This is a genomic window from Tychonema sp. LEGE 06208 (genome assembly GCF_015207505.1).
In the GTDB taxonomy this organism is placed as follows: domain Bacteria; phylum Cyanobacteriota; class Cyanobacteriia; order Cyanobacteriales; family Microcoleaceae; genus Microcoleus.
Map to the genome: position 1 here is coordinate 1 of NZ_JADEWT010000029.1, position 20,044 is coordinate 20,044.

Genomic DNA, 20,044 nt, shown 5'->3' on the forward strand with positions numbered 1-20,044 from the left:
TTTAAGCTGGAACTATTAAGGATGGGTGCACCTGCTTCCAGGGCAATTTCTGCTGGCTCCCGCCCCTGCACAGCAGCTATCATGCTTACTGCTTTCCGCAAAGCATGACCCAATAGATTATATGTATCTTCGACTTTCCCGGCTCCCCATAACGGGGAGGAATCTAAAGCCGCTTTAAGTTGAGATGAGCCAAATCCACCTTTTTGTTTGGCAATTTCTACGGTGCGGTCAATTAAACGTTGGTCTAGTTCTTTTTTAATTAAGCGATTTCTGAATCTCACCAAAGTTGCTTTGCTAAAAGGGGGAGTTTCACAATGCCAGACAATCGAGAACTAACTGCCAACGTTGATCCATGAGCATTTCTTCAATTACTTCATCGTCAGAAATGCCTAAGTAGGCTTGCAGAATAATTGCCAGAGCAATTTGTGCAGGAGGAACTGGGCCCTGACCTACTGTGCTGTCTTTAAAAATTGTAGCAAGTTGTTCTTGAAACTCATCATTAAATATGAATGAACGGTTCAGTCGAAGAAACGTGAATAACTTGGCTCGTTTAATGCGCTTGATAATCAACGCTTCTGTTTCTGAGAGTTCAATTGGAGGATGCCATAAGGGAGGGCGCATAAGGTTTCTTCCTTCTTCCTGATTGTCAGAATTTAACAGGCTTTTCAATTCACATATCATTTTCAGTTTGTTTTGTCAACTCCTAATACTGAACCGACGCCCTAGGCTCTGTTTCACCGTTGGAACTCCCCATTAACGCCAGTGTCACCTCACATTAGATGTCTGGTTGCGTCCTGTTCCCAGCTTCACTCTCCAAGAATCGAGCTTGGTCGGTGTGGGCAGATAGGGAGTCATACCTGAGTCTGGCAGAAGGGGCTTGCACCCTTATCAGCCCGAGAGTTCAGCCTTATGGCTGGAAACGCTATGTACGGACTGATTACCGTGATTCACGTTTCAACGAATCGCACAGTCCCCTTCCCTTGACGATCTCCCTTACCACCAAGCACTTGATATTTATAGTTGCCATTCTTAAACTTATAAACTTGAGCCGCTCCCGTATCGTCTCTAGTTCCCTTGCCCAAACTCAAATTACCTTGAGGACTTGTAGAACGGTAGAGAAGTTCGCCCGAATTATACCTTTTCCAAACATTAACGTTGTATCCACCTTGGCACTTCAAACTGAGTACCAAGTCAGCAGTAGAATCAGCCGAGGCTGGTAAGACAAGATAAGTTGAAACACCAGTCATCAAACCAAGCAGTAACGCAAATCGCTTCAGTAGTGTTTTCATCGTTTCCTCTTGTAGTTTTGAGCGTTCGGTTTTCTTCTTAGAATCTACTTCTACCTAGCCAGTTCACGACTGGTCATGAACCGGCTCCATGTATAGCCTTGCCCACGCGATGATTCCGTTGCGTAGTCCAGCAACGACTACACCACGCATATTCAGTGCCGATCCGGACGTGCGCGTACCTTGCCAGTGCCATTCAGCCCAGGCGAGGTCACAGTGGATCGTCGAAGCGACCAAAGTTGCACGTAAATCTGGAACCTGGGCAAAGAGGGCAGTCCAGTTCTCCCGGACTTGGGCTAGTCCGGTGAAGGCACTCTCAGGATGCAGCGGTTGTTCGCCCTTGAAATCATTAGCGAAGCAGCTCACGAACGCATCAACGTCGTGTGCGTTGATGGCATCAGACATTCGTTGCAGCACTGTTGGCGTTTCATGTTGGGTTGGCGCGCTCAAGTTTCCTGTTGTGTTAGGCATATTTCAAAGCATTTCGGTACACCCGTTGCCAGTTCTAGTGCTGTCACTTCATCTGGACTTAATCGATCGAGCATCACGATCGTCGATTCTCCTAAAAACTGATCGATCGCTCTTTTCAGTGTGCGATCATCGCCAAAGGTCTTTGCTTTGAAACGCCACCTGCGACTTTAATTAAATCGGCTGCTTTTTCGCCGATCGCAATTATCGGCCCATTCGTATTTCCTGTAGTGATCGTTGGCATGATGGAAGCATCGACGACCCTCAACCCCTCAACCCCATGTACCCTCAGTTCGGGGTCTACCACCGCCATTGAATCAATGCCCATTTTGCAAGTGCCGACAGGATGGTACATCGTATCGCAAGCGTCTCGGATGTAAGCGGAGAGCGCTTCATCGCTCTGCATGTCGCTACCAGGAGCCAGTTCCTCCCCTTGAAACTCATCAAAGGCATGAGTCTCAAAGATTTGGCGGAGTAGTTTAAGTCCTGCGACTAGCGTTTGTACATCGGTTTCACTTTGTAGATAGTTCAGCCGAATCATCGGTGTATCTTTGGGATCGGACGATCGCAAGCTGACACTCCCAATATTTTGAGCATGGGTCAAAGAGGCGACCCCAAAGAATCCTGGACCAGAGCGGTTAGAGCCAGGTGGTGCCCACAGAATGGGACCTGCGAAACACTGTAAATCTGGCGCAACATCCAAGTTATGCTCGCTATGCAAGAACAATCCAGCTTCACCAATCCCACTGCTGCTGCTGGCAGGGTGGACAGCCTCAGTTGCCTGGTAGGTAATGGGAACGAGAACGTGGTCTTGGAGATTTTGGCCGACCCCAGGCAGATCGGCGACAACAGGAATGCCCAAGGCTTGCAGGTGTGCTGCATCCCCAATGCCGGAAAGCATCAGCAGTTTGGGCGAATCGAACGCACCAGCACTTAAAATCACTTCCTGGTTGACGCTGACTTGGTGCAGCGTGCCCTCGTGAAGATATTCCACCCCAACGGTGCAAGTGCCCTCAAATAACAACCGAGTCACCAACGCGCCTGTTGTGGTTGTCAAATTCGGACGATCGAGAATGGGAAGCAGAAAAGCCGCAGCCGTACTGTGCCGCTTCCCATCTTTAATCGTAAATTGATAAAAGCCTGCCCCTTCTTGTTGACTGCCGTTGAAGTCAGGATTATCGTCATAGCCCATTGCCACTGCTGTCTCGACAAAGCGTTGAGACATTACCGCAGTGTCCATGAGATCGGTGACGCTCAACTCCCCATCAACCCCGTGGTATTCGGAGGCACCTCGTTGCTGGTGCTCGGATTTCTTGAAATAGGGCAACATATCCTGGTAACTCCAACCGGGATTACCTAATTGTTGCCAGTGGTCATAATCATGAGGATTGCCTCGAATATAAAGCATGAAATTAATCGCACTGCTGCCACCCAAGACTTTGCCGCGGGGACAATAGATTTTGCGATTATTTAAGTACGCTTCTGGTTCAGAAAAATATCCCCAGTCCACCTCAGAACCTAATAGTTTTAGGCATTCCGCCGGGATTTGAATCTCCGGTTTAGTATCTGGGTTGCCAGCTTCGAGTAATAACACTGTTGTTTTACTGTCTTCTGTCAAACGGTTGGCGACCACGCAGCCTGCCGAACCTGCACCGATAATAATGTAGTCATAGTTCGTCATGGAATTCTCCTTGTTTGCTGTATGTCGTGGATTAATCAGACCTTAATGGCTAGCGAGAATACGTCAAGTTTCCATTTTGATTCTCTATTCCCCGAATCAAAATTGATGTTGACTTGGTTGAGCCATTAGCTAGACGACATCTTGCTAATAAAGTCGCTCCGGTACGATCGATATTCTTACAAGAAAATTGATAACTGCTAGCGGCTCTTGGATTGCGAGAATACGTCAAGTTTCCATTTTGATTCTCTATTCCCCGAATCAAAATTGATGTTGACTTAGTTGAGCCATTAGCTAAACGACATCTTGCTGATAAAGTCGCTCCGGTAATCTTAATATTCTGACAAGAACTTTGATAACTGCTAGGAGATGTGGGTCTTGCCAAAGCAGGTTCCCTGGGAATTACAGCTAGAATTGCACCACAAGCAACAAAAGCTATTAAACTTGACGCTCGACTGAGTTTCGTAAGGTAAGACATGAGTATTCTCCTTAAATCATAAATTAAAATCCCCCATTGCCACCACTGGCAACGGGGGGTCAACGGATGTGATGCTTTCTGGCTCGTTATCCTACAATCTTGAGTGACGAAATGCTATCGTTATTGATAACACCTGGGCTGATTGCAAGATTAGGATACTCTCCCGGTGGAAGTTTCACATTACTCCCGTTGAAGTTAGTATCCCCAAAAACTTGCCATGTACCAGAGATTACTTTAACTGCTGTAATTTTGTCGTTCCAAAAATTTCCGACATTAGCTAAGTCTTGGGTAAAGCTATTGGAAACCACTCGGCAATTGGAATCGCTAAACACAATTCTTTCAGCCCTTATTTTTCTTCTAAATTAGTCTGTGTTATTCAGAAAACTCAGAAAAATATCAAACATAAGCGGTTGTCAAAAAGAAACTTTTTTATGGAAATTTGTGCGACCAGAAGGTTAGTTTTATTGGCTAACCTCCTGGATGCTTAATAGCTGCTATTAGAACCAGCTATGTTGACAAGCTTTTCAAACCTGTTAAGCAGGAACTTGAAGTGTTTGACCAACTTGTAATTTTCCAGGGCTAACACCAGGATTAGCAGCTGCAATTTTCTGCGCGTTCGCATCACTGCCATTACCATAGTGGAACTCTGCAATACTAGAAAATGTTTCTCCAGCGGCTACAGTATGTGTTTTGTTAGACATGATTTTTTCCTTTGTTATTAAGGTCGTTGTCTTTTGTTTCTAAACTCTCTCAGACGATTCCAGCAGTCAAATTCAGATTTTTTCGATTAAATTAGAGGCTTTTGTTCACCTCGTCGAGTTTCGATTGAATCTCAGATTTGGTTTCTTTCCTCGTAAACCTAACTTAAACCTAATCGTTGAATAAAATATCTATCATTGTGAATAGGTTATTAGAAATTTAAAGATTTGTCCGCAAGTTTAATATTGGAAAAACCTCATAATTGCTGTTACTAAAAACTTGTTTTTCTCGCTGACAGTATAACTTTGACAGCCATATTGAGATAACAAACTTGCAGTTTTAGTGCGTCAGGCTGCTTACTTATGTTGAGTTTATCGGACTTATCAATAGTGTTATTAAATTACCAGCCCGCCAGAAAAGTCGTTATTGTAAATGACCTCATCTACTGTACGGGTAAAAAACTGAGATTACTTTTTTATGATTTCATGATGCGGATTGAGGGCGATCAATATTACGTTTAAAATGTGAAGAAAATGTGAGTAACTCGTGAGGTAGATATATAGCAATCCTAAATCATTCAGATAAATTTGTAGGGGTAGTGCCCCGTGCCTACCCCCTATCTATCGGGGCAACCACGGGGGGATTGCCCCTACAAGAATTACGCAAATCATTTAGGATTGCTATATATGGTGCGTTACACGCACGTTTTCGCACCCTACGAAAGCTACGAAAGCGGCGATCGCACTGGAGTTGGGATCATGTATGACCGCCGATTTGACTCATTTCAACTACTTTGGTTTGGTCATGAACAAAAAATGTAGCCCGCGTTCCTTGACTTAAGCGAATCTCAAATTGGTTTTGAGTTCCTTGCAATTGTCTGTAGTTTGTACTACCGGCTGTTTGAGCTGCGTCTCTAGGATGAACCCCATCCTTTTCAATCTTATTTTGAAATTTGTCAAATTTTTCCTGTTCGGATTTTGTGAGTTGACCAACAAATTCCATATTGCTTTTGTCGTAAGTCCATGCCATTATTGATGACCTCCTAAATTGACAGTTTTCGGCGATAACTGAATCCAAAAATACTTGCCCGTGTCAGAGAATTGTCCGATTACGAAAAGTCATAAAATTTAGATCCAGTTAAAATTTCATTAGGGCGGTTAACTTTTATTCTGTCGTCACCGTAATATCCTCCAGAGTTAAATTTTTAACGGCTAATTGCACACCACCAAATGAACGCTGAAATTCATTTCGACCTACTCTAAGCACATTAACTTCAGTCGAAGAACCACCAGCAGTCATATCACAATTACCACCGGCTTGACAATCAACGATCACTTTAGTTTGTCTTCCCCCAGCCCAGGTGGGAATTCCACTTTTTATTTCCTGTGGTGCAACTCGAAATGGACCAGCCATAAGTAAAAATCTCCGATAAGTGTTGAACCTTACTAAAATTTCACAAAAAAGCAAAAGTTTTTGAGAAACCATGACGGTGCGTCTTGTTAGACCCCCTCAACTCTGTAAGACGACTCCAGCGATCAATTTCTAATTTTTTTCTCGAACTAGAGGCTTTTGTTTTCACCTCGTCTAGTTTCGATTGAATCTCAGATTTTGTTTATTTCGTCGTTGGTTTAACCATAATCAGAGTTGCTCAATATAATCTCTACCTTTGGGATGACTTACTATAGTAGAGCTTATCCAATTCACAGGTTTTTTAAACAGTCGCTCCAACATAATTTCTGTTACCATTAACTTGCTTTTCTCAGTCACAGCCGGACTTTCACTGCTAGATTTAAGCAACGACATTGCAGTTTCAGTGCCTCAGCCTGCTCACTTCCGTTTAGTTTTTATGACTTATCAATAGTGTTATTAAATTACCAGCCCGCCATAAAAGTCGTTATTATAAATGACCTCATCTACTGTACTGGTAAAAAACTGAGATTACTCTTTTATGATTTCATGATGCGGAGTTAGGGCGCTCAACATTACGTTTAAAATGTGAAGAAAATGTGAGGAACTCGTGAGGTAGATATATCTCTGATTTGTCAATTCCGAAAGGCGGTGTTTCGCAGGACAGACGGCTTAAAGATAGCGGGTGTAGAGCGATCGCCTTTGCTGAAGCGCTTCCTCTCTGGGTCAGCTCACAATGTGGACTGTGGATTCATTATCTTATACCCTATTTTGGTTCTTAGTCTTAATGTCCCGAACTAAAAAAGAATCTTTGATAAATTGATAATAAAGCTTGTCCCCTTGCCCTCTGCACTTTCAACCGCAAGTGTCCCTTTATGGGCTTCAATAATACTCTTCGCTAAAAATAATCCTCATCCCCAGCCAGTTTGCTCCTCGGCACAAAGGGTTCGACGAAATTGTTGAAAGAGGATAGATTGAGCGTCTAGGGCGATCGGATCGCCTTCATTATGGATAGTAAGGCCGATCTGCGTTTCAGTTTGCTGGAGCGTGAGTGTAATCGGCGTACTAGGCGCACCATATTTCAATACGGTTCAGTTAAGGAAAATTGTAGCGAAAATGTTGGGCGGAGTGAAACGGAGGGTTCGTTCCCTCGGGGGCCAACCTACGCACTGATTCGGTCTAGTTCTTAGACCTCTTTGTCACCCTCCTACCTTTAACTGAAAATGCGCTTCACGGCAGGAATACGAGCCAACACGAAATAATCCAACAGCAGAACGGTGACAAGTGAAAGTCCTACAAGCGGGAAGGCAATCCCTAAAACAGCAACGATTGCAAGTGGCACTTTCCATCCCTGAACATGATTGGGCATTGCAGGCGCACCAAGCCAACCCGTCCCTTTCGGACGCCGCTGCCACCACATCACCGCACCACTGACTGAAAGCACAATCAAAATTAAGGATGCAAACAACATCAGCAGTTGATTGCTCAATCCAAAATATTTGCCCATGTGAATGGAAATTCCCATTTCTACGGCTTTGGGTATTAACCCGTAATCCTTCCACCGCACATCTGCTAACACTTTGCCACTGTATCGATCGATGTGCAGAGTGACTTCTTGCGCCGGATTATTGGGAAATGCCGAAACCGTGTACACACCCGTTTGGGATTCTGGAAAACTAACACTAAATCCAGGGGGTGCGCCTTTTGCTTGGGCTAAAGTTACAACAGAATCTAGATTTACGGACGTACCAGCAGGAGTTCCCCTGATAATTTCGTTGTGTCCTGAATGATGCTCCTCTCCAAGCTTACTAGATTTGGGAATTGGTAATTGCTCTACTGCCCAAGGCACAATTAGATTGCCCTGTTGATTGAGTGAGCCTGTGAGTGTTGTAGATTGAGGCACGTTATCCCACATTTGTGCAGGATAGTGACTCGACAAACGAGCGAAGGTATCTCCCCAAAAACCTGTCCAGGGTAGTCCGCTAATGATGAGAAAGCCAATTAGCAATACGCCATAAAATCCCGAAACGGCGTGTAAGTCCCGCCAAAATACCCGCTTGTTCTGGCTCCACACACGCGGAATTAATGTTCCTAAAAAATTTACTTTGCCGCGAGGCAACCATAAATATAATCCGGTAATTAGCAAAATCAGTCCCCAACAGGAAGCAAGCTCTACTAAATAATCTCCCAATTTTCCGATCATCAGTTCGCCGTGAATCTTGCGTGCGATCGCTTGGAGATTATTATTTTCATCGCGATCGCCTAAAATCTTAGCCGTATAAGGATTCACGAAAACGGCTAGTGTTCTTTCATCTTTAGTCGCGATCGTCACTTCAGCACTACGATTAGACGCAACGCTCGGCGTAAATTTTGTTACTTTGGCATCAGGATAAGTTCGTTGAACAACTGCCACCTGTTGAGTATAAGGCATCACCACATCCGCAGGCTGCACAAACATATTCTGGTGATACATCGCAGCATCTAATTGCGGTTTAAACAGGTAAATGATGCCTGTGATTGACAAAATCAGCATGAAAGGAATAACAAACAAGCCTGCATAGAAATGCCATCGCCAAACGGTGCGATAAAAACGATTACTGGGAGGTTCAGTAACCAGTGAAGGGTTCAAAACGCTGTTCAATTTACTCATTGTCGTTTGCTAAAATATCGAAAAAAAGCCATTATGCTACACAAGTATCAACAATGTCAAAAGACAGGCTGTCAAACAGAGTTGCTGCTTCTGAAGTTTTTAGCCGTCAGTAATCCTAATGAAGATTTATTCAACAGGGAAAGTAACTAAAGACCAGTATATTGCAATACCGTTCAGTTAAGGCTGCCTATCTTTTTTTAGCATAAGCGATGCTCAATCTTTACTCCATCAGGGTTTGAGGAGGGTTGTCATCCGGGAGCATCTCCTATTTGTAAAAACACTTCTTCTGGCTCCTTCCTTCTTCCTCTTTCCTGGCAGCCTCGGGCCTCAAAACTCCAATTTATAGCTTGCCTGCAAAAGTGAGATGAACCCCACTTTTGGACGGTCATTCCACAAAACAATCAAAATCATCCCGCAATTACAGCACTTTTCAGGTTAGTGAGGTACACAACAGAGGTAGGGAGACGGCAGTGCCGTGTCCCTACGGCAATAGAAGAGCAATCTGGGTGTACTTTATAAACGTGGAATCTGCTGTATGTAAGCCCTTAAAATTCCACATCTTCTCGCTCTTTTTCGTCGGTTCTGGGAGCATCCAAACCTTTCGCGGCCCAGCGCATTGTTTCAATGTATTTTGCCAGACTCGCCACAGTCGGAGCCTCAAACAAATTGCTGACCGGTAGCTCAACTTGCAAAGCGTCTCGGATGCGAGAAATTAACTGAGTTGCTAGCAGGGAATGCCCGCCTAATTCAAAGAAATTATCGTAGATACTAACCTGCTGCTTTCCCAAAATCTTAGCCCAAATTTTTCCCAGCATTTCTTCTATATTAGTCCGAGGCGCTACATAGTTTTCTGTTAGATCCTCGTTGTCTGTATCTATATTAGGCAAAGCACGACGATCGACTTTGCCATTAGGCGTCAGCGGTAGGGACTCCAACACTGCATAAGTTGCAGGAACCATATATCCCGGTAACTTTTCTGTCAAAAATTGGCGCAATTCACTTGATTTTAGATTGTGAATGTCTGATTTTTCCTTAAGGCCGTCAGTCACAACATAAGCTACCAAATGTTTATCGTCGGGGATGTCTTCTCTCACAATTACTACTGCTTCGCGCACTTGGGGATGCTGGCACAAAGCCGCTTCAATTTCTCCCAATTCTATGCGGTAGCCGCGAATTTTTACTTGGTCGTCAACGCGGCCTAAAAACTCGATGTTTCCGTCAACCCAATAGCGGCATAAATCACCTGTTTTATAAAGGCTAGAACCAGATTTATTGCTAAAAGGGTTAGGAATGAATGCAGCAGCGGTTAAATCTGGGCGGTTGAGGTAGCCTCGCGCCAGTCCGTCACCGCCGAGGTATAATTGACCTGCAACACCGATCGCCACCGGCTGCAAATCCGCATCGAGGAGATAAATCTGCGTGTTGGCGATCGGGCGGCCGATGGGGATAGAGGTTGCGGTTTCTGGTACGTCTTGCACGCAATAATAAGCCGAAAATGTGGTATTTTCTGTCGGCCCGTAAACGTGAATTAATTGAGTGGTTGGATTTTGTTTTAAAACTTTTTTAACCCATCTCATATCGACGGCTTCTCCGCCAAACAGCAAGCAGCGCAGCGAATTAAAAGCTTGCGGTAAAATTCTAGCAATTTGTTGAAATAAGGCTGTTGTTAAAAACAAAACTGTGATGCCTTCTTGGCGCAGTTCTAAGGCTAAATCGTGAGGCGAAAGGGTAATATTGGTGCTAATTACCACGAGTTGAGCGCCGTTAAGCAAGGCTCCCCAAATCTCGAATGTGGCTGCATCGAATGAAGCGTTTGATGCTTGGGCAATTTTATCGCCCGGTTCTATTTTTATGTAGTTTGTGTTGATTACCAGCCGATTTACTGCTTTGTGGGTGACAGCAACTCCCTTGGGTTTTCCTGTAGATCCAGATGTGTAAATAACGTAAGCTAGGTTGTCTGCTGTGACGGTGTTGGCGGGATTTTCGGCGCTTTCTTTGGCTATGTGTTCCCAGTCGCGATCGCACTTAATCACCAAGTTTGAGAAGTCTCGGAAATTCTCAATCAATTTATCCTGAATTAGCAAGACTTTAACTTGAGCATCTTCCAGCATCAAGTTTAGCCGATCGCGCGGATAGCTCGGATCTAAGGGTAAATAAGCGCCTCCAGCCTTCAGTACAGCCAACATCCCGACAATTAGCTCGATCGAGCGATCGGCGCAAAGCCCCACTAAAACCTCCGCACCCACGCCCTGTTTTTGTAAATAGCCCGCCAGTTGGTTCGCTTTGCTGTTGAGTTCTCTGTAAGTCCAATGCTGGCCCTCGAAAGTTAGGGCGACAGCCTCCGGGTGCTGCAGGGCCCGCTCTTCAAATAACTGATGAATGCACTTATTTTGAGGATAATCCGTGCGAGTTTCGTTCCATTCTATTAATAATTGATTCACTTCATTCTCGCTCAATAAAGGTAAGTTAGCAATTCTTTGTTCTGGATTGGCGACAATGCTTTCCAGCAGCGTTTTAAAATGCCTCAGCATTCGGGCGATCGTAACTTCATCAAATAAATCCGTATTGTACACAGCTAAACCTCTGAGGCCTGACGAATGTTCCCACTCTTCCCCGTACCTGCTCCTAAACTTATCCGCAGCTTCCCACAAATGCAGCTCTAAATCAAAGCGCGTTGTTTGAGTCTCCAAAGGAAAAGAACTCAACTTTAATTCTGGCAATTCTAACTCGTCCACAGGCACATTTTGCAGACCGAATACCACTTGAAATAACGGGTGGCGATTGAGCGATCGCTCCGGGTGCAATTCCTCGACTAGCTTCTCAAAGGGCAAATCTTGGTGAGCGTAAGCTCCCAGGGTTACTTCCCGCACCCGGCCCAAAAAATCTCGAAACGTCGGGTTTCCCGAGCAGTCTGTTCGCAGCACTAAAGTATTGACAAAAAAACCGATTAATGCTTCAATTTCGCTGCGGTTGCGATTGGCGATCGGCGAACCGACAACAATATCTGCTTGCTGCGAGTAGCGGTAAAGCAAAGTTTGAAATGCTGCGAGCAGTGTCATAAATAAAGTCGCTCCTTCTCGCTGCGAGAGCGCTACAAGTGCATCCTTCAGTTGTTTCGGCAGTTCTAAATATTGAGTTTTTCCGCGATAATTTTGCCTAGCTGGTGCAGGGCGATCGATCGGCAAATTTAACACAGAAATCCCGTGCAATTGCGGCCGCCAATAAGCAAGCTGAGTTTCTAATACTTCACCTTGCAGCCATTCTCGCTGCCACTCGGCAAAGTCGGCATATTGCAGTGATAATTCTGGCAGGGGAGATGGCTGTTGATTTATCAAAGCTGTGTAGATAGCTTCTAGTTCTCGAATTAGCACGCCGATCGACCAATCATCGGAGGCTATGTGGTGCATATTGAGCAATAGAATATGCTCCGTTTCTGTCAGCCGCAGGATGGTGACTCGCATCAGCGGCCCGGTGGATAAATTGAAAGGGCGCAGAGATTCGGCGGCGGAGAGTTTTTTGGCTTCTGTTTGCCGTTGTTCTGGCGGCAAATGTTGCAGTTCTAATATTTGAAAAGTTATCTGAGAGTTCAGAGAAATTATCTGCATTGGTTGACCTGATACCGCTGCAAAAGTGGTTCGCAAAGTTTCGTGTCGCTGCACTATTTCGTTGAAGGTTTCTTCCAAGGCTGTTAAGTTGAGGGAACCGATTAATCGCAGTGCTGTTACTACGTTGTAGAAAGGGTTTTCTGGTGAGAATTGGTCGAGGAACCACAGGCGCTGCTGGGCAAATGATGCGGGAAAGACAAAGACTTCGGCTTCTGAGGAAATATTCAGAGTTTGTCGATCGCCTGTAAAGAAATTGTCATGAATTTCGGATGCCATATCTGTTGCTCTTGGGGATGAGATGTGTTAATTTTTTGAGGGCGCGGGTGGCTTTTTTACGGTGCGATCGCCTCTTAAAACTTTGGCGAGTAAAAAAATGACACTTTTAACATCCTCAGAAACCGGGTTTCTCGGAGTTTTGGGTTTATATCGTTTCCGGTAGCATCGTCAGGTGATTTAACCGGCGCTAGGGCGCAGAGAACACAGAGGAAGACAAGAGAGAGATGAATACAGAACTATGAAGCGCGGATTTAATCTGACTCGATTTTATAATTCCGATGCTACCGGATTTGATATTAGTGGCGAGAAATTAACCCAGAAACCGGGTTTCTCGGAGTTTTGTGCGAATGCTTAAAGAGAACTTGGGCTGGGAACTCAGCAGTAGTGTTGTCGAAGGCAGGCAGATTGCGCTGGAACCCTCATTCTACTGTTGGGCGTCAAAAACTGTCGCTGCCGATTGCGGTCAAAAAATAGAGAAGTGACTGAATCGGGGTTTGGGGCACAACAGCAGCGGCATTCTTTTGGCAAGCTGGTTTCAGATCCGAAAATGACCCAGAGCAATCGGTGTACAGGTCAAGCTGTAGTATGATTTCTAATTGCACAAAGTGTTTTTGGGGCGATCGCAATTTTCTCACATCTTCAACCCAAGCGACTAATATTGATTAAACAGTGTCAGGGATCTTTTACAGAAAATGACTGGAAGTTGGGCTCTACTTTGCAAAAATACTTAAGAACACTGAACGTGCAGTTTAAATTAGAGGTTATAGGCTAATGGCGCAGCGCAACGTATACTCGTCAAAAGACGACCCAGGGGATGCACAGTCAGCAGAGGAAGTCCTCCACTCAGTGATTCAGGAACTGGACGCTTTGCACCAAAATGTCAAAGGCCAGTTAAATCAGGACATTACTCGGCTCGAAAGTGAAAAAAATAACCTGATTGACGATATTGAAGACCTCAGAGAGCAATATCGCAAATTGCAGTCCCAGCAAATGGAATCTCTGTCTGGGCGATACATTCAGCAGCAACAATTGTGGCTGAAGCAGTTGGCTCAAGTTTTGGCTCACAATTTGCAGGATTTGTTGGTGCAGCGGTTCAGCGAACTCAGTGCTAACTCGGGACATTCTCTCAGCAGCCCGATTCCCAGTGGCGAATTCCCGATACCGATGCCGCCGAGCAACTACGACGAACGGGCCTCGGAGTTGCTGGCGGCGCTGGATCAAAGGATCGATCGCAGTTTCCAGATGCTCGAACAAGATTTGAGCAGCTATGAAAGCGAGCTTTCCATGCGGCTCAATAATATGCAAACCCTAGAGCGGCAAGGGGAAGAGCTGTTACAAAATCTTGTAAACCGCATCAGGGAAGAACTCGAACAAGAAGAAGAAGAATATCTTGACAATCCTTTCGACCCTAGAGATTCCTATCCCGAAGTATCAGCTAATTCTGTCCGCCCCCCAGCTATAGCGCCAGCACCTGTGGATGCGCCGCGGGACTCTGTGTCGCAGCCTTCTTCAGGTTCTGCAGCAATTGCTAAAGCCGGTTCTCAAGTGCAAGCAGGTTTGATGCTGGCTTTGTCTTCGGCGGTGGTATTGTCGCTGTTTAATGTTTGTTTGAGAATTTTGATTAAAAGCAGAAATCCTCGGATGATTTTTGGCTTGTTTGAAGTTCCGGGAGTTGTAACTCCTGGTTTTGGCAATTCTTTGTTGATTTTGTTGATGCGGCTGATCGTGGTGATGGCTTTGATGCCAATATTGGCAACTTTTCTGTATCCTTCTGTGTGGAAAGATATTAGGCGGTTGTTCCAGTCGGGCGATCGCGCTTTGTGGAGCAAGGTTTTAGGAAGCGCATTTTTTCTGTTTTTGTCTCAGGTTTTGATTTATTTGGCGATCGGCAATATTCCGGCGGGAATTGCGATTACGATTTTCTTTATTTACCCGATCGTCACCGTACTCGGTTCTTGGATCTTGTTTGGCGCTCGCCCAAGCACGATCGGCTTTTTGGCAATCTGCGGAATTACCGCAGGTTTGATTTTAGCCGGCTGGCCGAGTTTTGCAGCGCCAGCTCCCGGCGGCGGCAATGTCGGGGTGGGAGTCGCCGCGGCACTCGGTGCTGGCATTACCTTTGCAGGTTACGTATTGCTGACGCAAATGGCCGCGGGCAAGCTGCACCCGATTCCTTTTAGTTTAGTTAATTTCGCCACGATTTTTGTATTTTCCGCCCTGAGTTTGTGGGTGCCGCTCTCGGAAAATTTAGCTCCTAAAATCGACCCAAATGTATGGCCCGGTTTGATTTTTGGAGGCGTTATTTTAGGGGTGCTGACGCTGTTTAGCTATCTTTTGAACAATTTTGCTATCCGGTTTGCCGGGGCGGCCTTAGCCTCCGTAATTGGCACTTTGGGGCCGGCGATGACCGCACTCTTCGGGTTTGTCATTATCAATGAGAAGTTGCAGCCTTTGGCAATTATTGGCATGGCTGTAGTGACATTGAGCGTGGCTGCTATGAGTGTAGAACGCATGATGGCTCCTCAGAAGAAAGCTAATTAAGCTAAGGTAGAAACTGGTGTTTGTAGTTCGGACTTTAGTCCTAGGATTTTAAGGACTAAAATCCGAACCATCGAACTTGTTTTAGGGTGTTTAAAATAGAAGCCAACACAATATCAAACAACAGAAACAACCACACGAAAACCTACAATACTAGCCTTACAATCCGGCTGATATCTGAGACGGCACGCGCTGCGACAATTCGGAGGGCGATCGTTCCAAGAACCCCCCCGTAACAACCTCAGCGAATAGTCGCCGCCAGACTCCCAAACACTGCCATCAACAGGCGCACCTTTATAATTACTGTGCCAAGCATCCGCGCACCATTCCCATACATTGCCGTGGAAATCGTACAATCCGAAAGCATTTGGTTTAAAACTGCCAACATCTGTAGTTTGAAATCGATAAACTCCCTTCGGCGCATCAGCATAATTAGCATTTCCGTTGTAATTTGCTAACTCGCTAGTAATCGTTTCCCCAAAGTGAAACGCCGTCATAGTTTGCCCCCGGCAAGCATATTCCCACTGCGCCTCGCTAGGCAAGCTATACTTCTTACCAGTTTTGTGAGAAAGTCTAGCGCAAAACTCCACCGCTTCGTACCAAGATACATTTTCAATCGGTCGATTTACACCTTTAAAACGGGAAGGCTCAGGATTGAGAAACATTTTAATTTCCGGCAGCGCTGCAACAGCAGTCCATTGCGACTGAGTGACTGGAAATTTACCAATATAGAAAGCAGCTAAAGTTACTGAATGCTGTGGTTTTTCGTCGCTGTCACCCCGATCTTTTTGGCTGCCCATCAGGAAAGTACCGCCAGGAACAGATACCATTTCCATGACTGTACCGCTGCCGATATGTTCTTCAAAAAAACGCGCTTTGCGGCTGTTAAGATTAGTTTGCTGCCCGCGATTGTCTACTGTAACTACCTGAAATTCAAAGGTACTTTTGACAGTAGCAATACTTTGCGATCCCTTGTTGGGAGGCGGATTGGTGTGGAATTTTCCACTCGGATTAACAGAGATATTGCTGTTGATTTGTCGGCTTTGCTGGCTCTGACTATTGAGAGCAAGTTGTTCAATTTCGGTCAAATAAGCATTGAGCGGAGGTAGAGCTGCCTTGGGCTGAGGATAATTTAAAGTAAGTTGTCCGCCCTTACCACAGTGAGGTGGGGGAGGTAGAGAATAGAGATTTAAAGCTTTGATTACTTCATCAGCCGATTGATATCTATTTTTGAGATAATCTTGAATTAATTTATCTAAAATTATTGCCAATTCGCTGCTGATTTTTGTGCCGGCTGGTAAGCGTTCTCTCCAAATCCAGCCGCCGTTAATCGGATCGTAAAGGTCATCGGAACCGTCAACTTGTGGCAAACATTTAGTTAGCAGTCTGAGACAAGTTATCCCCAAACTATATAAATCGCTTCCGGGGAAAACTTGACCCCGCATTTGTTCCATCGGCGAATATCCGGGCGTTCCTACGGTGGTGCCGACTTTGCTCATCAGCGAGCCCGTCACTTGTTTGGAAACGCCGAAATCAATCAAAACTAATTCTCCCCGCCCTCCTCTGCGGAAAGCAGAATTGCGAAAATTTGCAGCTTTTGGCATGGATGAGCTGGCTGAGGTGCGGCGGCGGATGATATTCTCAAGTTTGATGTCTCGGTGAATGACATGGCGATCGTGCACAAATTTCAGAATCGGTAAAATATCTGCCAGTAACTGCCAAATTTTTTCTTCGTTAAAAGCGCCCTGCTGAGTTAATTCAGCCAGTAAATTTTGCCCCTCAATCAACTCTTGTACTAAATAAAGCCGCTTGTCTTGTTCAAAATAAGCAATTAATCGAGGGATTTGGGGATGTTCGCCGAGTTCGTAAAGCCGTTTCGCTTCTTGCTTAAACAGTTCTGTAGCCTTTTGAAGTGCTGATGTTCCCTGAACTTGGGGGGAAAACTGCTTGATGACGCAGGAATCGTCCATGCGATCGGTATCTACCGCTTCATAAGTTCTGCCAAATCCCCCTTCGCCCAACAGTCGAATCACGCGGTAGCGGTTTCTGAAGAGAGGCGTGAGGTCTGATTCGCCGCAACTTTGACAAAATTTAGAGTTGTCGGGATTGAAAGGATTAGAGCACCTTGGATTTGAGCAGTAGAACATATCCTTGGGGAAGAAATGATCCGGTTAAGATAATGATATATCTTTTCGGGTTCCTCATGGAGCCGTAAAAATTTGTAAAAGATTATCATATATCTTTTATGCCTGCTCGGGGAGCGATCGCAATTTGTCAACTGTCCTTTGTCCTTTATTCAAAATTAACGTTTCAGGCGGGCAGAATGTTAAGCTTTATGGCGGGCAGGATGCCTAACCCCTACTCCCCACAAGAGTTATGAGAAATCGATTTGAAAGTAAAAAATATTAGGTCGATCGACCTATTTTCGCAACGCACTCACTGCAATTTGCAACCAACTTGACCCGCAGCTTATAATTTGAGGGATGCCTGACAAAATGTTCGTTGATATTTCGATTGCCATCTGGTACATATTCATTACGATCGTTCAGAATCTGTATCGACTCATCTAGAGGCGTACCTTATGTTACTGAGAACTGCTATAGTTTCAGTCTAATCATTCTCATCAAACACAAGAAAATTTATTTAACATTCTGCAACGATTTGGCAAAGCCAACGTGTAGCATCTGTTTTGTCTCTCCCTCGGTGCCATGCTGACAGAATGATGCGTCCTCCTCCCTCTAATGGCGATCGGTTCTGGGAGGAGATCTTCGATCGCATTTTGAAAAGTTCATTCAGAAGTTATTTTGATTTCATTTTCGCAATCTTTTTACGAAGATAATAAACAACAACCTGGCAAAATGGTTCGAGTTCTGCTCCATTATCGCCATTCCACTTGCGTAGTGCTTTTCGTATATCTGCATCAGAGGGGTGTTTTTGAATCAATCCTTGGCGAAAGGCTTCTAATACTCCTTTACGATTACGAACCAACGCACCTTCATTCAAATTCAAGACTTCCTTGATTTCTTTATTAAATTGGAGATCATTTGATTCAACTGTACCGTCTCCCAAGAAACGTATTTTACCTTCGACGTTATGAGATGGATTGGCAGGGTTAAAAGTTAGATCGAGATTTCCTTTTTTTGTGTCACAGTGCTGTTGATCTTTCTTTTGCCCTTCTCCTCCTCGACAAGCCCCAAGGAGATTATTGTATTCTAGCTGTCTCTGAGGGTATATATCTTGGCTTTGCCAGTGTTCAATTTTCATGTTTTCTGAGTCAGGACAAATCCGTTGCATACAGTAACAGCAAATTCCTCTTTGCTCGCTCACCAGACTTGCTCTCAGGTCATCTTTTTCGGCATAGTTATCATAGTCAGTATTTGTATTGCAGCGATGCTGTGTCAACGACGTTGGTTCGGTCTTTTTCTGGATATTTCTCATTCATTACCTTCTAAGAATTTAATCAGCGATCGAGCTTGAGTAATCTCAGGAGCTTGGTGTCCAATTTTTTCACCAATGGGAATCATAGCTTTACGTGCACCATCAAAATTCTCATTATCAATTAGTCTAAAAAGAGCGTGAAGCTTGTCTGCGACCTCTTGATTACGTTCTGACGATCCCATCTGCTCCTCTAGTATTCGGTTGGCATCAAGACCATAAGATTCTAAGGGAATTGTAGAAACAACTTTGCCAGTTTCTTCATCACGTTCGAGGTTTCTAATACAGCTTGCTTCGACTTCACCAATAACAAGCGGCGAATGGGAAGTGCAAACAAACTGGATTGAGGGGAAGGTTTTGGTGAGGTCATTCACAACTTGACGTTGCCATTTCGGATGGAGATGTACATCTATTTCATCAATTAAGACTAGCCCTGGTGTTTCTTGCAAAATCAGAGGCAATTCTTGAATAGATATATATTCTGATAGGAAAGAGGCATTTTGAGTAACGATTTTGATGGCAATATCGGCAATTAGACCTACCATCATTTTTTGACCTGCACTAAGGTTACTAAAGGGTTGGGGGTTGCCTTGGATGGAAACAACAATTTCCGATCGCTCTGGATCAAACCATAGGTCATCTGCGTTGGGAATACAATGCAAAATAGCAAACTTTACCACGTTGTAACCAGGGCGCATTTGTCCCTGTCGATTGACCGAAGCGATCGCTTCTTTCAGGAACCAAGTATGGAGATCGGCGATTCTAATCCGTTCTTCAAAGCAGTCATAGAAGGCATCCCAACGGCGGGCGGGGCTGGTATGGGTAGTTGCTTTGGGGTCACGTTGGTTGGAGGGTAGCCAAGCTCGACCTGCTCCGTAGTAGGCGATGATGGGTAGCCAAATTTTTTCGCCTGCTTCAACCTGTTGAAATAAAGTGGAGATAATTTCTAGAGCTTGTTTGGCTGTGTTGGAGGTTCTAGAGCCGTTAGTTTTGATTTGTCTGAGCCATTGGACTGGCTGACTGTTAATCGTGCCGATCGCTTTAATCTGGACGGGTTTTCGTTCTATAAATTGGGTGATGGTGCCGGATTCGATGGCTTCTAAGCGAATTTCTGAGGGAAGAATGTTACGGCGGCTATTGTTGAGGGTTGTGTCGGGGGAGTTGACCAGCCAAATTCCAGCCGCGATCGCCAAAGCATCGAGGATCGTCGTTTTACCTGTGCCATTGTCCCCAACTAGCAAGGTAAATTGGGGATGCAAGTCAAGAGTATAGTCTGAAAATTTCTTGAAGTTTTCGATTTCTAGTCGGTCAATTCTCATGGTAATGTCCCACTGTCGCTCGGTATTCAGCTTGTAATTTGTAGCATAGAAATCATTGTAGTACGACACCAACAGCTTTAATTATAGGATATCTATATGTCTCACAAAAAAGAACGATCGGACTAGAAACTAAGAGAGCGATCCTCTTCTGCAAGCTTCGCTAACGCACGCTCATTGAATGGCGCTTGATTCACTGGTAATTTTG

At 44.9% G+C, this 20,044-nt stretch carries 16 protein-coding genes and 1 pseudogene; 2 read left to right on the forward strand and 15 right to left on the reverse strand.

All coding sequences use genetic code 11. The features are described 5' to 3' along the window. The 4 genes and pseudogenes from IQ263_RS28425 to IQ263_RS29790 all read right to left on the reverse strand — a co-directional run. Positions 1–281: pseudogene (locus IQ263_RS28425) on the reverse strand (IS5/IS1182 family transposase); the annotation flags it as partial. A gap of 28 nt (positions 282–309) precedes the next feature. Further along, positions 310–621 (reverse strand): transposase, encoded by a 312-nt coding sequence (locus IQ263_RS28430; protein ID WP_228049948.1) that lies wholly within the window; start codon positions 619–621, stop codon positions 310–312. A gap of 326 nt (positions 622–947) precedes the next feature. After that, complete coding sequence (locus tag IQ263_RS10245; protein WP_194067325.1) at positions 948–1,289, reverse strand: hypothetical protein; 342 nt, start codon at positions 1,287–1,289, stop codon at positions 948–950. Positions 1,290–1,352: 63 nt separating this feature from the next. Further along, positions 1,353–1,691, reverse strand: coding sequence for a nuclear transport factor 2 family protein (locus IQ263_RS29790; RefSeq protein ID WP_228049952.1), 339 nt, complete (start codon positions 1,689–1,691; stop codon positions 1,353–1,355). Between IQ263_RS29790 and IQ263_RS28435 the strand changes: the two genes are divergently transcribed. Continuing rightward, positions 1,608–1,859, forward strand: a complete 252-nt coding sequence (locus tag IQ263_RS28435) for a hypothetical protein (RefSeq protein WP_228049954.1) — start codon at positions 1,608–1,610, stop codon at positions 1,857–1,859. The genes IQ263_RS29790 and IQ263_RS28435 overlap by 84 nt on opposite strands. A gap of 13 nt (positions 1,860–1,872) precedes the next feature. On the opposite strand, the gene IQ263_RS10255 is transcribed toward IQ263_RS28435, so the two are convergent. The 8 genes from IQ263_RS10255 to IQ263_RS10290 all read right to left on the reverse strand — a co-directional run bounded on the left by IQ263_RS10255 (position 1,873) and on the right by IQ263_RS10290 (position 12,547). After that, positions 1,873–3,435 (reverse strand): GMC family oxidoreductase, encoded by a 1,563-nt coding sequence (locus tag IQ263_RS10255; protein WP_194067327.1) that lies wholly within the window; start codon positions 3,433–3,435, stop codon positions 1,873–1,875. A gap of 49 nt (positions 3,436–3,484) precedes the next feature. Beyond that, a complete protein-coding gene (locus tag IQ263_RS10260; RefSeq protein WP_194067328.1) occupies positions 3,485–3,910 on the reverse strand; it encodes a CVNH domain-containing protein in 426 nt (141 codons plus the stop codon). Positions 3,911–3,996: 86 nt separating this feature from the next. Then, the gene (locus IQ263_RS10265; RefSeq protein ID WP_339384831.1) at positions 3,997–4,242 is read right to left on the reverse strand and encodes a beta/gamma crystallin-related protein; all 246 of its coding nucleotides are present in this window, start codon (positions 4,240–4,242) and stop codon (positions 3,997–3,999) included. 201 nt (positions 4,243–4,443) lie between these two features. Further along, on the reverse strand, positions 4,444–4,611 hold the full coding sequence (locus IQ263_RS10270) for a LysM peptidoglycan-binding domain-containing protein (protein WP_194067329.1): 168 nt from the start codon (positions 4,609–4,611) through the stop codon (positions 4,444–4,446). Between the two features lie 754 nt (positions 4,612–5,365). After that, complete coding sequence (locus tag IQ263_RS10275) at positions 5,366–5,638, reverse strand: hypothetical protein (protein WP_194067330.1); 273 nt, start codon at positions 5,636–5,638, stop codon at positions 5,366–5,368. A 135-nt stretch (positions 5,639–5,773) separates the two neighbouring features. Continuing rightward, on the reverse strand, positions 5,774–6,022 hold the full coding sequence (locus tag IQ263_RS10280; protein ID WP_228049949.1) for a hypothetical protein: 249 nt from the start codon (positions 6,020–6,022) through the stop codon (positions 5,774–5,776). 1,207 nt (positions 6,023–7,229) lie between these two features. Then, positions 7,230–8,666, reverse strand: coding sequence for a PepSY-associated TM helix domain-containing protein (locus IQ263_RS10285; protein ID WP_194067332.1), 1,437 nt, complete (start codon positions 8,664–8,666; stop codon positions 7,230–7,232). Between the two features lie 545 nt (positions 8,667–9,211). Continuing rightward, on the reverse strand, positions 9,212–12,547 hold the full coding sequence (locus IQ263_RS10290; protein WP_194067333.1) for a non-ribosomal peptide synthetase: 3,336 nt from the start codon (positions 12,545–12,547) through the stop codon (positions 9,212–9,214). 771 nt (positions 12,548–13,318) lie between these two features. On the opposite strand from IQ263_RS10290, the gene IQ263_RS10295 reads away from it, so the two are divergent. Beyond that, positions 13,319–15,088 (forward strand): DMT family transporter, encoded by a 1,770-nt coding sequence (locus IQ263_RS10295; protein WP_194067334.1) that lies wholly within the window; start codon positions 13,319–13,321, stop codon positions 15,086–15,088. Between the two features lie 113 nt (positions 15,089–15,201). On the opposite strand, the gene IQ263_RS10300 is transcribed toward IQ263_RS10295, so the two are convergent. From IQ263_RS10300 to IQ263_RS10310, 3 genes are all read right to left on the reverse strand, one after another. Then, on the reverse strand, positions 15,202–17,232 hold the full coding sequence (locus tag IQ263_RS10300) for a bifunctional serine/threonine-protein kinase/formylglycine-generating enzyme family protein (RefSeq protein ID WP_194067335.1): 2,031 nt from the start codon (positions 17,230–17,232) through the stop codon (positions 15,202–15,204). 652 nt (positions 17,233–17,884) lie between these two features. Beyond that, entirely contained in the window at positions 17,885–18,523 is a 639-nt protein-coding gene (locus IQ263_RS10305) for a retron system putative HNH endonuclease (protein ID WP_194067336.1), read from the reverse strand. Continuing rightward, positions 18,520–19,908 (reverse strand): AAA family ATPase, encoded by a 1,389-nt coding sequence (locus tag IQ263_RS10310; RefSeq protein WP_339384833.1) that lies wholly within the window; start codon positions 19,906–19,908, stop codon positions 18,520–18,522. Before IQ263_RS10310 ends, IQ263_RS10305 begins: the two co-directional genes overlap by 4 nt. Positions 19,909–20,044: the final 136 nt, after the last annotated feature.